The following is a 13950-nucleotide window of genomic DNA, read 5'->3' on the forward strand; positions in this document are numbered from 1 at the left end:
CCGGGCCTCAGATAGGGAGAACAGTCCCGAGACGCCTGCGATGGGCGGCAGTGCCGAGAGAATTACCGCTATGCAGCAGAAGTCCGTCACGACTGATGTCCTTGAGATAGCCTATCGCGAATATGGCACGGCCGACGGCTGGCCCTGCATCATGGGCCACGGCTTTCCCTATGACGTACACGCCTACGCGGAGGCCGCGCCGCTCATTGCGCAGTCCGGTGCACGGGTGCTGGTGCCCTGGCTGCGCGGCTACGGGCCGACGCGATTTCTTTCCGACAAGACGCTGCGCTCTGGCCAGCAGGCGGCGCTCGGGGCCGATTTGCTTGCATTCATGGATGCGCTGAAAATCGAGCGCGCGGTGGTCGGCGGTTACGATTGGGGTGGGCGCGCAGCCTGTGTCGTCTCGGCGCTTTGTCCGGAACGCGTGGTGGGGCTCGTCTCCGGCAATTCCTACAACATTCAGGACATCGCTCGCAGCATGGAGCCGGCCTCGCCGCTGGAAGAGGCCGCGCTCTGGTATCAGTATTTCTTTCACAACGAGCGAGGCCGCCGCGCGCTCCAGCACGACCGGACTGGCTTCGCCCGGCAACTCTGGTCGATGTGGTCGCCCAAATGGGCTTTTGACGATGCGATCTTTGCACGGAGCGCGGCTGCCTTCGACAATCCGGATTTCGTCGACGTCGTGATCCACTCTTACCGGCACCGTTATGCGCTAGTCGCAGGCGACCCCGCCTATGCCGCGATCGAGCAGCGGCTTGCCGCCCAACCGCCGATCTCCGTGCCGACGATCGCGATTGACGGCGATTCCGACGGCGTCAACCGTGGCACCGCCCATCATGCGCGCAAGTTCGAGGGCTTTTTTGAGCGGCGCGTCTTCCGTGATGCCGGCCACAATTTGCCGCAGGAAAGCCCGGTCGAATGGGCGCGGGCTGTGCACGACGTTTGGAAGGCCGCAGCCGGTTAGGCGCCCTTCAGATATTCGGGATTGAACGTCAATGACTGCTAGGTGAAGCCTCAGAGTGAGCGGAGAAATTCCAGTAGATGCTCGAAATAGAAGGCCTGATCGTCCCACATGCAGAGGTGGCTGCCAGTCGGGCAAATGACCGCGCGCGCATTTGGCATCAATGCGGCCATCTTCTTCATGTCCTCCGGATCCATCTCATCCCACTGCGCACCGATCGTCAGCGTTTTGACCTTGATCCGATGCAACTCACCCCATCGATCCCAGTCCTTCTGATTGCCGGTGACAACGAACTCGTTGGGTCCGAACATCTGCGTGTAGATGGCCAGGTTAGCGTGCCTTAGCGAGCGCGTGAATGATTCGGGCCACGGAACCGTGCGGCAGAGCATCTTGCTGTAGAGCAAGGTCAGAATCCGCTGATATTCCGGATCGTCATAACGGCCAGCGGCTTCCAAGGCGAGCATCGTCGACAGATCGGCCGGCGTCAGAAGCTGTCGCCGCAATGCTGCTGTCCGCATCTCGAAGGCGCGCATGCTGGCCGCCATATTCGAGATCACCAGCCCGCGTAGATGTTGCTGGTGCGTCAGCGCGTAATCGATCGCCAACATCCCGCCCCAGGAGTGCCCGTATAGCACGAAATCATCGAGGCCCAGACCACGCCGGACTTCCTCTACCTCCTCGACATAGCGGCTAGTGTCCATAGCGATCGGTCATTCGGCTGATCCGAGTTGTTGCATCCGAGTTGATCGTAGTAGTGCATTTCGATGCCGGCCTGCGGCAGAAATGACTCCATCGACTCAAGGTATTCGTGACTAAAACCGGAGCCGCCATGCAGAAGAAGCACCTTAACGGCACCGCGTCCCATGCGTTTGGTCCAGACCTTGTACTTGCCATCGACAACAGGAACCATGCGGATGCCAGCGGTCCGAATGTTCGGGGGATTCAAGCCGTCCGGGCTGGTGATCTCAAAACTATCATCGGCATCGCGTGAGGTTGCCGGGTCGTCGTGGGGCGCTTCCGCCGCGACGACCATCAAATTGCTATCGGTTATGTTTACGATCGCGGAAGCGACGCCGGTCGTGAGAAGGTCGCGGCGATTCAATATTCTGCAGTCCTCATCCATGTGTAGTAACGCACAAACCGCCCTCGGTGACTGTGCTTCTTTTGCCGCTGGCAGTGCACGCTTCATAGATGTTCGGTGGAACCAGCAAAAGTAAATTTTGGGCGATCTGTGCAATCGCTTGTCGCGGTAACGCCAAGGCGATTTTGCAAGACGGCGACAAGTCTAAAGAAGCCGAACCGTCACTTTGGCCTTGCCGTTGTTGTTTGGATAGAAGCTGTCGTACACCCACGGCAGACCTATCACTGCATCGTTCACATACAGAAAGAGTTCACCGCCCCGGTCAGCCTTGAAGGTTGCCTTGTAAGCTTGAGGCGTCGTGTTGGGGACGGGAAGGGGATCGAGGAAGTATTCGTCCACGCCGGTCTCCCCGATGCGGGCGATCACGCGATACCAGGGCCGGAACATGATGCGGCGCAGGAAGATGCCGGAATAGAACTTCCATCGGTCGTGACGATCGACAGTCGACGTGCGATATCCGATCGGCGTGACTGGACGTCCGGCGTCCTCCCACGGTTCGGTCATGGTGATCAGAATTTCGTACTTGAATCCCGCGCGCACCGTCAGCCCCGTCGGCGCGCAAACCGTCGACGTCGCAAAATCCTTGGCCTCCTGAGCGATCCCCTTATCGACGGCGGCAAGATCGTTCTGAGGCGTGCCTGTGCAGAAGGCTCCCATCGAATCCGCTGCGTTGAACAGGAAATGGCTGGCCAACGTTGCGCCAAACCAAACCATGCCGACCGCCAGGACAAACGGCAGGACCTGTCTCTTCCCGACCTTGATAATGGTTTGATACAGAGCATTGGTTCGGAATGCATAAATCGCCTCGTGCACGATCCCTGATAGTGGCACTGGTGAGGCACGATCGCGCCAGATCACGCGCATCGCGTCGCTGATGCGAGCGCTCAGCGAAGTGCCGACGCTCACTAGGAGGAGAACGGCGATGATGCCGACCGTGAACCATTCAGGATTTCCGGCGTACCAGTCTGTCCACCAATGGAAAGATTTCGGGAGGAAAGACTCAACGAACCGTACGAACTCCGACACCATCCTGAAATTTGAATCGTATTCGTGCTCTTGATTGCGGTTGTGAAAGAGCCAAAACGCGGCCAAGTGAAGCGACGCCGCAAGCGTTGCAAAATAGGCGATCCGCCGGAGCCAGACGAAATTCCACAGCTTCTCTTGGGCGGCAAACCGCGCCTTCGCTCCCGCCGGCGTCTCAAATGTCTTTGAACCAAGCGGTGTGAGCTTTCCGTTGCGGGAGACGATCATGTATTCCGGCGGGAGGCCGATTGGCGCGTAGGCGTTGCAGCCACTGTCGATCCGGTCGAACACGCTCTCATGAATCTTCGGCAAGGGCACATGGACGCCGACTGAGGGATCGTTGCACAGGTCGGAGACCTTGCGCGGACCGTAGCGGTAGTAGGATCCCAGCCCGGAGCGCGAGTCATAGAGCCGGCCATCCTTATCCTGCGATGAGCTGATCCATTTCGTGGAATCCGGATCGGCGAAGGGCGCATTCTTGAAGATCAGGCCACGCTTGGTGGCCTCGTCCACCAGCCAGGACAGCGGCACGAAGGATACCGCGTCATCGGGATATCCGCCGCCCACGTTGGCATGCATGCCGACAAACCAGACCTGGACCAGGCGTTCATCGTCGATCGTGGTCGGCACGGGCGACTTGTCTTCGCCGTCTTCGGTCCAGAGCACGGGATGAAAGGTCGTCCTTTCATCGTCCAGCGCGAGCGCATGCCGGGCGCATCTTACGCGCTGGCTCAAGACACGATTCGGAAGCTCGAGCGGCCATACCCAGTTGCTGATGCCGCGCGTCATCTCGTCCATGGGTAACCCGTAGGCGGCGACCGTGTCCCAGACACCGATGAACTCGATGCCGGGAATGTCCTTCCGGACTATCTTCGCGTAAGGTCTGTTACCCCGGAGGCGGTCGAGGACCGGCACGAGGATGTAGTCGCGAAGCGCTCGAAACAGTTTTTCGATGCGCCAGATGGAGTGATATCCCTTGGCGCGATAGGCCCGGTAGGCCTTTACGGCGCCGTCGTGTAATTCGGCCTCGGTATCGGCGACGACCAGACCTTGCTCGAGCATGAGCGCGGCCAGGACACGGAGGGTGAACGCGCCGCGGCTGAAGCCGAAGAGATAGATCTTGGAGTGGTTCTGGTGGTCGTAGTTGCGGCAGATGAATTCGTAGGCGTCGAGGATATTGCGCTTGAGACCGTAGCCGAAGGCGCCGCCTAAAATCGCCAGGGGAACGAACGATGACGTGCCGACCCCATCGTCGTATTTCGCGGCTTGGGCATTGCCCTGGAGGTCCAGCGCCTGGAACATCCGCCAGACGTTCGTGCGCCAGACGCTGGAGGCAGCGTTACCGGTACCGTCAGAAAGAATGATGATCTTGGGGCTGGCCATTTCGAACGGCCCTTGCTGAAACAGAGCTTGATCAATCTCGATAGCGTAGCAGGCGTGCTGGGGAGATCAACTTCAGATAGTGACGCGGTCGGCTTGCGTGCGCCGCAAAACGACAAAAAACAGGCGTGCACCCCAACGGTTGCTTGCGAGGGCTGCTTCGTCGCTTTGGAAACTTGCGGAGGAAATGGCCCGTTGCCGGGCGAAATAATTCAGCGTGCTTGCGGTCGCGGCTTGGCGTGCGGACCTGTCGCTGCAGCAGTTGGAAAAGGAACGACCGATGCGATTGGCAGTGCCGCGATCATCGCCGAGGACCGCGACATGCCTGATCGATCGACGCCTGTATCGGCGCCATAGCGGAGCGTATCTGGCGATCAGGTCGTGACGTACATTGCCTTCCCTTGCGCCAGATACTGGAAGAGCTTGTAGCTCATCCAGATATAGCCGCCACTGCCGTTCCACTGGTGACCCCAGTCCGGGCCGAAGCTGTTCTGGATCAGGATGGCTTGCTGGTCGTCGTCGTAGCCGATGATAAGCATGCAGTGGCCGACGAGCTTGCCGTCCGGGCTCTTGTCCTTGTTGAAGGGGCCGGTCATCGGACTCGGCGAGGAACTGTTGTAACTCCCGAAGCCCTCGTTCAGCGCGGTGCCGTAGCAGAGCGCGCCACCATTGGCGATGACCGCCTTGATCGAATCGAGATCGGACGTATCCACCATCGCCCAGCCGGGAATCTTGAAACTCGCGTCGACCGTCGCGTTCGCATCGTAGCTCGACCAGAGCTCGGGGCAGCTCGGATAGTACGGCGCCGTTGCCCAGTTTGGCGTTCCTGCCTGGGTCAGAAGGTCGAGATAGGAGTCGAGCCGCGAACCATTGCAGCTGCTGACGCCGTAGCTCTTCATGACCTGGATATAAATGTGAGCCGGGCTCGCCTGCAGCGACGCGGTCGACGGCGATTGCTTCGACGCGGCAGCGGCGGTGAAGGTGGCAAGACCATAGGTCGAGGCCCATGCGGCGCAACTGCCGGGACTGCCTTGGTGCTGCGCCGTGCCCTGCGCCTGCGGTGGCGGCAGATAATCGGGATTGACGGTTGCGGATGTGGGGAGTGCTCCGGTGAACATCGGCCGGATCGACCGCCCGGTCTCGACCGTTGTCGGATCATAGCCCGGATTGAAGACGGCGTTGAGAGCAGCTTGCGGCGTCGACATGAAAACCTCCATTGCGGGTTGTGAGAACGATGAGGAAAACCGTGTCGGGTGCGATGGTACGATCTCCGGCGTCACGGGCATTGCGGGACTTTGTCCGGCGTCGGAAATGTCGACGGCATCGCCGGGATGCCGCGCAGCTCGCCGAGCAGGATGCGCCCGTTGGTCGTGATTGCGTCGCCCGCGCCGCCGCTGGTGTTGCCGAACACGAACACGCCGACCTTGTGCGTGGCATCGAAGGCCATGTAGGTCTCGTAGCCGTCGAAGCCGCCGTTCTTGTCGAAGTAGTCGTTGGACAGTTGCCAGCCGAGTCCCATGGACAGCACGTTGGACGGCGGGTGGACCTTCTGGGTCTGTCTCATCGCCAGGCCAAGATCTCCCTCCGGCGGACTGATTTCGGCCTCCAGGAACGTCAGCATGTCGCCGAGCGTCGATGACAGCGCGCCGGCGCCGAGCCCAGCCGAAGTCAGCACCCAGTCCGGCGGATCGACCGTCTTGTAGACCGGCGGCAGGTTCGTGGGCGGGACGTAATTGTAGCCCTGCGCGACCTTCGCCTTCACGGCGCTGTAATTGACTTGCGTCGACGTCATGCCGAGCGGCGCCGTTACGCGGTCGACCACAAGCGCCGGCCAGTTCTGGTACGTCGCGTCCCAATTGAACGCGCTGTTGCCGCCAGCATAGGCATGCGACAGCAGCACGCCGAGAAGCGCGAAGCCCGGATTGCTGTAGACCCAGTGCCTGCCGGGCCTATAAGGCGGCGTGAAATCGTTCAGGAATGCGCCCAACGACGAGAGCGGATAGTCGCCGAACGCGGGCCGCTGCCCGCATACCGGGGTCGGGAATCCGGCGCTGTGGGTGGCGAGGTGCCAGAGCAGGATGTCGCCGTGGGGCTGTTTCAGGATGATGTCGGACGGCAACAGATCGGTGACGCGAGTATCCTGCGTCGTGGAGGTCTGCGATGCCGCGAGTGCCAGAAGCGTTGCCGTGAACACCTTGGTGTTCGAGCCGATGAAGACCACGGTGTCCTCAATCGAACCAGTGCCGCCCTTATGCAGGTCGACCTGTCCGAACCGGAAATAGTAACGCTGGCCGGCGACTGTCGCGCCGACTAGGATCCCGACGGACTTCTTTGGCTCGGGGATCCCGAGAGGCGCGACCAGAGGTGAAATGAGGCGATGGACTATCGTGCTGATTCCGTTCGCGTTCTGCATCGCAATTCTCCGGTCGCATGCCAGCCTCAGACTGTTGCAATCCCTCTGTTCGACGACTTGCGTCGCCGGCAGGCGCAAAACTTCATAAGATCTTCGCGTTCGAGCGCTTCGGTTGGTGCTCGTACGATAACAACTTTAGATCACCGTAAACGAATAACCACTACCCCTTCGCGTAGTCGAGCGAACAATATGATTGCACAACTTATGGATGGTAAAGCGGGGAGGTGAGATTCAAAGAAAATATGTGCCGAATGCTTTCGTCGTGGCGCTCGCACGGCCTGTGGCGTGGCTAGTTGCAACGTTCGCTACCGATGCGCCTGCTTCGGGCGATCTGCCAACACGTCTTCAGTTTTGCGGATTGATAGGCCATTGTGCAGACGGAGTCAGTTTGCCCTGCAGCTTGGTTTGGCCGGTATTTCTTATTGTTCCGGCGGCGCGCTCCGGGCCGTCGACTGATTTTGTCAAGCTGCGCAAGCGCAGCCCTCCCTCCATGTCATGTTCGTCACTCCGGTCTGGCGGGTCGGGCCTCTGCATGATTTGATGCGCTCAAAGCAACGCCGCGCCAAGCGGCGATCAGCGGCGGGCGCTGCTGTTCAAGAAGCCAAAGGGAGGACTGTCTTGAAGAAGACAAGTCGTACGATGCTGGCCAAGATCTGGGACCAGCATGTTATTGCGCGCTTGAGCGAAGACACCGATCTCCTTCATATCGACCGTCATCTGCTGCACGATCTCGGCGGCTCGCGCGGCCTGCTCGACCTCAAGAGCAAGGGGCTGACGGTTCATAATCCCGAACTGACCTTTGCGACGCCGGACCATGCCATTTCCACCGCGCATGGCCGCGCCGGGACCAGCAAGATCGGGCAGGAACTTCTGGCTGCGCTGCGCGTCGAGACCGCGGCAAGCGGCATCACGATGTTCGATGTCGATCAGCCCGGCCAGGGCATCGTCCATGTGATCGGGCCCGAGCTTGGCTTGAGCCTGCCTGGATGCACCATCGTGTGCGGCGACAGCCATACGTGCACGCATGGCGGGCTGGGCGCGCTCGCCTTCGGGATCGGCTCGAGCGAACTCACGCATGTGCTGGCCACGCAGGCGCTGATCCAGCGCCGACCCAAGACATTGCGCGCGCGGTTCGAGGGCAAGCTGCCGCTCGGCGTCACCGCCAAGGACATGATCCTCGCGCTGATCGGGCATATCGGTGCTGCCGGCGGCACCGGTTATTCGGTCGAATATGCCGGCAGCGCCATCCGCGACCTGCCGATCGAGGGGCGGCTCACGATCTGTAATCTCTCGATCGAGCTCGGCGCCAAGATGGGCATGGTCGCGCCCGACGAAAGAACGTTCGAATTCCTGCGCGGCCGTCCCTATGCGCCGCAGGGCGCGATGTGGGAGCAGGCGGTCAAGGCGTGGCGCGAATTGCCGAGTGATCCGGACGCGGTGTTCGACCGCGAAGTCATGATCGATGTCGAGCAGATCATTCCGCAGGTGACGTGGGGCATCAGCCCGGAGCACGTCATCGGCGTGGACGGCCGGATACCCGATCCGAAAGCGGTCGAGGATCCGGCGCGCCGTGCCGCGATCGAAACCGCACTCGACTATATGGGGCTGCAGGCCGGCGCACCGATCGCGGGCACGCCGGTCGATTGGGTGTTCATCGGCTCCTGCACCAACAGCCGGCTGAGCGACTTGCGCGCGGCGGCAGACGTCGCGCGCGGCCGCAAGGTTGCGGCCGGCGTGCGCGCCTGGGTCGTGCCGGGCTCGGAAAACGTCAAGCGCGAGGCAGTCGCCGAAGGGCTCGACAAGATCTTCACCGAGGCCGGCTTCGAATGGCGTGAGCCGGGCTGCTCGATGTGCCTTGCCGCCAATGGCGAGGTGGTGGCCCCCGGCCAGCGCTCGGTCTCGACCTCGAACCGCAATTTTGTCGGGCGACAGGGTCCACGGGCGCGAACGCACCTGGCGAGCCCTGCGAGTGCTGCCGCGTCGGCCATCGCCGGCGCGATCGCCGACGTCAGGACGATGGGGCGCTGAGATGCCAAAACCGTTCAACAAGCTCACCGCGACAGCCGCGCCGATCATGCGCGGCAATATCGACACTGACGTGATCATCCGCATCGAGCGGCTGGTCGGAAACTCGGTGCGTGGCACGCTCGGCAAATGGGCGTTCGGCTCGCTGCGCTATCTGCCCGACGGTTCGGAGAACCCCGACTTCATTCTGAACCGCGAGCCGTACCGGCAGGCCGAGATCCTCGTCACCGGCCCGAATTTTGGCTGTGGCTCGTCGCGCGAGGGCGCGGTGTGGTCGCTGCAGGAGATGGGCATCCGCGCCATCATCGGCTCCGGCTTCGGCGACATCTTCTTCGCCAACTGTTTCCAGAACGGAATTCTGCCCGTTGTCGTCGACAAGGCCGTGGTTGATTCGCTCGCGGCCGACATTGAGGCGACGCAGGGGGCTGGCAAGGTCTCGATCGACCTCGAGGCGCAGACCATCATCTCGCCGTCGGGCCAGCGGCACAATTTCGAGATCGATCCGCGGCGGCGCGAAGGACTTCTGCAGGGGCTCGACGAGGTCGCCTTGACCCTCAAGCGCGATGACGAGATCCGCGCCTTCCAGGCTTCCGATCGCGCGGCGCGGCCCTGGATTCATTTTGCAAGGACATCGGCATGAGCACGCAATCCAACATGGTCAAGGTCGCCGTGGTCGGCGGCGAGGGCATCGGCCCCGAGGTCACCGCGCAGTCGCGCCGCGTCCTCGACTGGTTCGCCGCCAAACGCAGCGTGCCGATGACATTGCGCGAGGCGCAGTACGGGCTCATCCCCTACCTTGCGACCGGAAAGGTGCTGCCGGAGGACACTGCCGAGGCAATGGACGAGGCTGACGCGATCCTGTGGGGCGCAACCGGCGGGCCCGAGACCAAGGAGGTTCCGGCGGTCGCGCGGAAGGCGGGCAGCCTGCTGGGGCTGCGCAGCAAATACGATCTCTACGCCAATCTGCGGCCGATCGTGGCGAGCCCGGCGCTCACGGCCTCCGCGCCGCTGAAGGCCGAGGTGCTCGACGGCGTCGACTTTGTCATCATCCGCGAGCTCACCAGCGGTATCTATTTCGGCGAGCCGCGCGGCATCGAGACATTGCCCGACGGCCAGCGCCGCGGCTTCAATACCGAGCAGTACACCACCAACCAGATCCGCCGCGTGGCGCGGTCTGCGTTCGAGCTGGCGCGGACGCGGCGCAACAAGGTCTGCTCGGTCGACAAGGCCAATGTGCTGGAGACCAGCGTGGTCTGGCGCGAGGAGGTGATCGCGCTCCACAGAGAGGAGTTCTCCGACGTCGAGCTCACTCATCTTTATGTCGACAACGCTGCGATGCAGATCGTGCGCGAGCCAAGGCAGTTCGACGTGATGGTGACGGGCAATATCTTCGGCGACATCCTCTCCGATTGCGCGGCGATGGCCTCGGGCTCGCTCGGCATGCTGCCGTCGGCCTCGCTCGGGCCGGTGGACCGCTACGGCCGGCGCAAGGCGCTGTACGAGCCGGTGCACGGCAGCGCTCCTGACATTGCGGGCAAGGGCATCGCCAATCCGCTCGGCTCGATCCTGAGCGTTGCCATGATGCTACGACTGACGTTGAACCGGCCCGAGGACGCCGATCTGCTGGAGAAAGCGGTGCAGACCGCGCTCGCGTCAGGCGCGCGGACGGCCGATATCGCCGAGGCCAGCGCGAAAAAGCTCTCGACCGTCGAAATGGGCGATGCGGTGCTGAGCGCGCTCGACAAGATCTCGGCCAGGGAGCACGCTTGATGGCCTATATCTCAAGACGTTCGGCGCTTACGATCATCGCAGCCGGCGGCACTGCCGCGCTCGCCGGCCGGGGACGCGCGGCAGATATGTTAGGCCGCGTGATCTATCCGGTCGCGGTCCCCGTCTATCAGACGCAGTTTGTTGCCGACCGCATCGGCTTCTTCAAGGAGGCCGGGCTCGACTGCAAGCTGATCCAGGGCGGCAGCGGAGTGAAGACCCGCGAGATCGTCGCCTCATCGCAGGGCGATATCGGCATCGGCGATATCACGCATCCGATGCAGCTTTCCAATCGCGGCCGCAGCGGGCGCGTGCTGATGCCGGTCGACACGCGATCGAGCTCGGTGATGTTCATCATCCGCAAGGATCTGAAGGACCAGGGAATCAACACGCTGGAAGCCTTCACGCAGTGGAAGCGGCCCGATGGCCGCAAGCCGATCGTCTCGGTGTCGTCGCTTGGCGGTACCAATCATGTGTGGGCGTCCTATTATATGGAAACCATGGGGCTCGACGACAAGGTGACCTGGATCGGCACCGGCAATGTCGACACCATGCTCGGTACGTTGAAGTCGAAGCAGGCCGACATCCTCGTCAGCTCGCTGTCCCTCCTGAACGAATCGCGAGAGCAGGGCTGGGGCGAATTGCTGTTCGACGGCACGGATGAGGCGATCTGGAACAAGTATATCGGCGGCAAGGTGCCGGTGACGTCGCATTTCTCGACGCAGGCGACCATCGACAAGGATCCGGCCAAAATGCAGGCCTTCGTCACCGCGATCTGGCGCGCGACGCTATGGATCAAGACGCACACGCCGGAGCAGATCTACGACGCCATCGAGCCCTATGTCGGCAGCACCTCGCGCAAGGCCAATTTGCTCGAGATCACCACGCTGCAGAAGGTCGCCGACTATGAGGCCACGATCGACGCCGCCGAGTTCGCGCGCGGCGAAAAGGTCTGGTTCCGCGAGATGACCGGCATCAAGCCGTTGACGATCGCCGATGTCATCGTTCCGACCTTTATCGACACGGCGCGAAAGGCCTATCCGGGTTGAGCGCGCTGGAGACAAGGGCAGCGCCAGTACCGCGATCGCTGGATGCCCGGCGGATCGAGGTCAAGGGCTTGAGCAAGTCGTTCCATCTTGCCAACACCGCGATCGAGGCCGTACGCGACGTCTCGTTCGGAGTCCGCCGCGGCGAGTTCGTCGCGCTGCTCGGACCATCGGGATCCGGCAAGAGCACCGTCCTCAACATGATCGCGTCCTTGATCAGGCCGAGCGGCGGCGAAATCCTGATCGACGGCAAGCGCGTCGTCGCCGGCAAGGCGACGGCGGACGTCGGCTACGTCTTCCAGCGCGACACGCTGTTCCCCTGGCGGACCGTCGCCGACAATATCGGCTACGGGCTGGAGCTCGCCGGCGTGCCGGCGCAGGAGCGGAAAGCGCGAATTGCGGAATGTGTCGCGCAAGCGGGCCTCAAGGGATTCGAGAACGCCTATCCGTCGGCACTGTCGGGCGGTATGCGGCAGCGCGCGGCGCTGATGCGGACCCTGATCGTCGAGCCGCAGATACTCCTGATGGATGAGCCGTTCGGCGCGCTCGACACCCATACCAAGATCGACATGCACGAGGTGCTGTTGCGGATCTGGGAGCGCGAGCAGCAAACCGTGCTGTTCGTCACCCACGATCTCGGCGAGGCGCTGACGCTTGCCGACCGCATCATCCTGTTCTCGGCCCGGCCGGGCCGGATCAAGGACATGTTCGAGGTCGATTTCGCGCGTCCACGCGACGCGGTGAAGGTACGCGAGACGCCGCGCTATGCCGAACTGTTCCAGCATATCTGGCACTCGCTCGGCGAGGAATTCGTCAAGGGCCGCAGCGCATGAAGAGATACAGCCGGCTGAACACGGTCGCCTGGCAGGCGCTGATCTGCGTCGTCGTGCTGTCAATCTGGCAGTGGGGTTATGATCTGCGCACACGATTGCCGTGGCTGGTGCCTGATTTGCTTGATCCCTACTTCATCTCGAAGCCGTCGCAGATCTTCGAGGACTTCCTGATCCAGAGCTGCCTCACCTCGAAGCTCGGCGCCTGGAATGGCTGGCTGAACGGCGACTTCGCGAAATGCCTGGCGCGCAATCAGAACAATCTCTGGGTCGCAACCGGCGTGACGTTGCAGAACACCTTCTTCGGTTTCGTCACCGGCGTGATCAGCGGCTTCGTCGCCGGCTTGATCCTGGGGCGTTCCGATCGCCTCAGCGCGATATTCCAGCCGTTCATCACGGCGGTGAATTCGATCCCGCGCATCGCGCTCGCACCGATCATCGTGCTCGCGTTCGGGATCGGCGACATGTCCAAGATCGTGACGTCATGGATCGTCGTCGTGTTCCTGGTGTTCTTCAACACCTTCGAAGGCGCGCGCTCGATCGACGATGGCTTTACCAACGCCGCGCGCCTGCTCGGTGCCAGCGAGTGGCAGATCACGCGCACGGTCGTGATTCCCTCGACAATGGCCTGGGTGTTCGCTTCGCTGACGCCGGCAATCTCCTTCGCGCTCATCGGCGTGATCGTCGGCGAGTTCATCGGCGCCGAACGCGGCATCGGCCGGCTGATCATCGAATCCGAGGCGCGCGGCGAATACCCGCGGCTGAATCCGGCCAACGTCTTGCAGAGCACGAGACCCATGAGCCAGTCCTATACGAAGCCACTTCCCGTCTGCAATGAACTGAACCGTCCGTTCTGGGAGCGGGCACGCGAGGGCCGCCTTGCGCTGCAAGCCTGCCGGCGTTGCGACCATCTCCACTTCCCGCCGTCGCCGGTTTGTCCGCGCTGTCTCTCCAACGAGCAGACCTGGCGCGATGTGAGCGGAGGAGGGACGCTCGAATCCTGGGTCGATGTGCATCGCGCCTATTGGCCTGGCTTCGCGCAGGAGCTTCCCTATCGGGTGTGTCTGGTCCGGCTTGATGAAGGCGTGCTGCTGGTCAGCAATCTCGTGGGCGACAGCGCGGGCGCAGCGCTGGGTGCCCGGCTTCGCGTCGTGTTCGAGCGGGCCACCGACGAGATTGATCTGCCGAAATTCCGGCTATCGCCGGACTGATCCGCGACATGTCTGCGGCAGTGCGACGCTACAGCATTGCGATGGAGCGACCGCGGCCTTTTTCACCTTGACGAAGCGGGTCCGGCATGATTGCTTGCTGCAATAACAAATACGCTATTTGCATAGCGAATTGGGAGGATGCCTTGATTTCCG

Annotated in this window: 13 protein-coding genes; 8 read left to right on the forward strand and 5 right to left on the reverse strand. The window is 62.2% G+C overall.

The features are described from left to right. Positions 1–70: 70 nt before the first annotated feature. The gene (locus K288_RS0116310; RefSeq protein WP_027580525.1) at positions 71–964 is read left to right on the forward strand and encodes an alpha/beta hydrolase; all 894 of its coding nucleotides are present in this window, start codon (positions 71–73) and stop codon (positions 962–964) included. 50 nt (positions 965–1014) lie between these two features. Here the strand turns inward: K288_RS0116310 and K288_RS45660 are convergent, their stop codons facing one another. From K288_RS45660 to K288_RS0116320, 3 genes are all read right to left on the reverse strand, one after another. Continuing rightward, complete coding sequence (locus K288_RS45660) at positions 1015–1662, reverse strand: proline iminopeptidase-family hydrolase (RefSeq protein ID WP_201449687.1); 648 nt, start codon at positions 1660–1662, stop codon at positions 1015–1017. Next, entirely contained in the window at positions 1632–2150 is a 519-nt protein-coding gene (locus tag K288_RS54125) for a hypothetical protein (protein ID WP_201449688.1), read from the reverse strand. Before K288_RS54125 ends, K288_RS45660 begins: the two co-directional genes overlap by 31 nt. A 96-nt stretch (positions 2151–2246) precedes the next feature. Then, on the reverse strand, positions 2247–4508 hold the full coding sequence (locus K288_RS0116320; RefSeq protein ID WP_027580526.1) for a DUF2235 domain-containing protein: 2262 nt from the start codon (positions 4506–4508) through the stop codon (positions 2247–2249). 12 nt (positions 4509–4520) lie between these two features. Here K288_RS0116320 and K288_RS52400 point away from each other — a divergent pair, with 12 nt between their 5' ends. Continuing rightward, positions 4521–4862, forward strand: coding sequence for a hypothetical protein (locus K288_RS52400; protein WP_152535551.1), 342 nt, complete (start codon positions 4521–4523; stop codon positions 4860–4862). A gap of 17 nt (positions 4863–4879) precedes the next feature. Here K288_RS52400 and K288_RS0116325 read toward each other — a convergent pair whose 3' ends face one another. Together K288_RS0116325 and K288_RS0116330 are read right to left on the reverse strand one after the other, a co-directional pair. Continuing rightward, positions 4880–5710, reverse strand: a complete 831-nt coding sequence (locus K288_RS0116325; protein ID WP_160168975.1) for a C1 family peptidase — start codon at positions 5708–5710, stop codon at positions 4880–4882. Between the two features lie 71 nt (positions 5711–5781). After that, entirely contained in the window at positions 5782–6918 is a 1137-nt protein-coding gene (locus K288_RS0116330; protein ID WP_027580528.1) for a serine hydrolase domain-containing protein, read from the reverse strand. 639 nt (positions 6919–7557) lie between these two features. Here K288_RS0116330 and leuC point away from each other — a divergent pair. The 6 genes from leuC (at position 7558) to K288_RS50615 (ending at position 13797) form a co-directional block, all read left to right on the forward strand. Further along, on the forward strand, positions 7558–8946 hold the full coding sequence (gene leuC, locus K288_RS0116335; RefSeq protein WP_043160000.1) for a 3-isopropylmalate dehydratase large subunit: 1389 nt from the start codon (positions 7558–7560) through the stop codon (positions 8944–8946). A gap of 1 nt (position 8947) precedes the next feature. Further along, complete coding sequence (gene leuD, locus K288_RS0116340; protein WP_027580530.1) at positions 8948–9583, forward strand: 3-isopropylmalate dehydratase small subunit; 636 nt, start codon at positions 8948–8950, stop codon at positions 9581–9583. Next, positions 9580–10713, forward strand: coding sequence for a 3-isopropylmalate dehydrogenase (gene leuB, locus K288_RS0116345; RefSeq protein WP_027580531.1), 1134 nt, complete (start codon positions 9580–9582; stop codon positions 10711–10713). Before leuD ends, leuB begins: the two co-directional genes overlap by 4 nt. Further along, positions 10713–11759, forward strand: coding sequence for an ABC transporter substrate-binding protein (locus K288_RS0116350; protein ID WP_043160002.1), 1047 nt, complete (start codon positions 10713–10715; stop codon positions 11757–11759). The genes leuB and K288_RS0116350 overlap by 1 nt, the downstream gene beginning before the upstream one ends. Positions 11760–11827: 68 nt before the next feature. Next, positions 11828–12589 carry an ABC transporter ATP-binding protein gene (locus K288_RS0116355; protein WP_244443157.1) on the forward strand — a complete coding sequence of 254 codons (762 nt, stop codon included), beginning with the start codon at positions 11828–11830 and terminating at the stop codon, positions 12587–12589. Then, positions 12586–13797, forward strand: coding sequence for an ABC transporter permease subunit (locus K288_RS50615; RefSeq protein ID WP_084799618.1), 1212 nt, complete (start codon positions 12586–12588; stop codon positions 13795–13797). Before K288_RS0116355 ends, K288_RS50615 begins: the two co-directional genes overlap by 4 nt. Positions 13798–13950: the final 153 nt, after the last annotated feature.

The sequence above is a fragment of the Bradyrhizobium sp. Ai1a-2 genome (assembly GCF_000426245.1).
Taxonomy (GTDB): domain Bacteria; phylum Pseudomonadota; class Alphaproteobacteria; order Rhizobiales; family Xanthobacteraceae; genus Bradyrhizobium.

Bases quoted from the DNA above. Each gene is read 5' to 3' on its own strand.
- K288_RS0116310 (WP_027580525.1), top strand. From the start codon at position 71: ATGCAGCAGAAGTCCGTCACGACTGATGTCCTTGAGATAGCCTATCGC.
- K288_RS45660 (WP_201449687.1), bottom strand. From the start codon at position 1,662: ATGGACACTAGCCGCTATGTCGAGGAGGTAGAGGAAGTCCGGCGTGGT.
- K288_RS54125 (WP_201449688.1), bottom strand. From the start codon at position 2,150: ATGAAGCGTGCACTGCCAGCGGCAAAAGAAGCACAGTCACCGAGGGCG.
- K288_RS0116320 (WP_027580526.1), bottom strand. From the start codon at position 4,508: ATGGCCAGCCCCAAGATCATCATTCTTTCTGACGGTACCGGTAACGCT.
- K288_RS0116325 (WP_160168975.1), bottom strand. From the start codon at position 5,710: ATGTCGACGCCGCAAGCTGCTCTCAACGCCGTCTTCAATCCGGGCTAT.
- K288_RS0116330 (WP_027580528.1), bottom strand. From the start codon at position 6,918: ATGCAGAACGCGAACGGAATCAGCACGATAGTCCATCGCCTCATTTCA.
- leuC (WP_043160000.1), top strand. From the start codon at position 7,558: ATGCTGGCCAAGATCTGGGACCAGCATGTTATTGCGCGCTTGAGCGAA.
- leuD (WP_027580530.1), top strand. From the start codon at position 8,948: ATGCCAAAACCGTTCAACAAGCTCACCGCGACAGCCGCGCCGATCATG.
- leuB (WP_027580531.1), top strand. From the start codon at position 9,580: ATGAGCACGCAATCCAACATGGTCAAGGTCGCCGTGGTCGGCGGCGAG.
- K288_RS0116350 (WP_043160002.1), top strand. From the start codon at position 10,713: ATGGCCTATATCTCAAGACGTTCGGCGCTTACGATCATCGCAGCCGGC.
- K288_RS50615 (WP_084799618.1), top strand. From the start codon at position 12,586: ATGAAGAGATACAGCCGGCTGAACACGGTCGCCTGGCAGGCGCTGATC.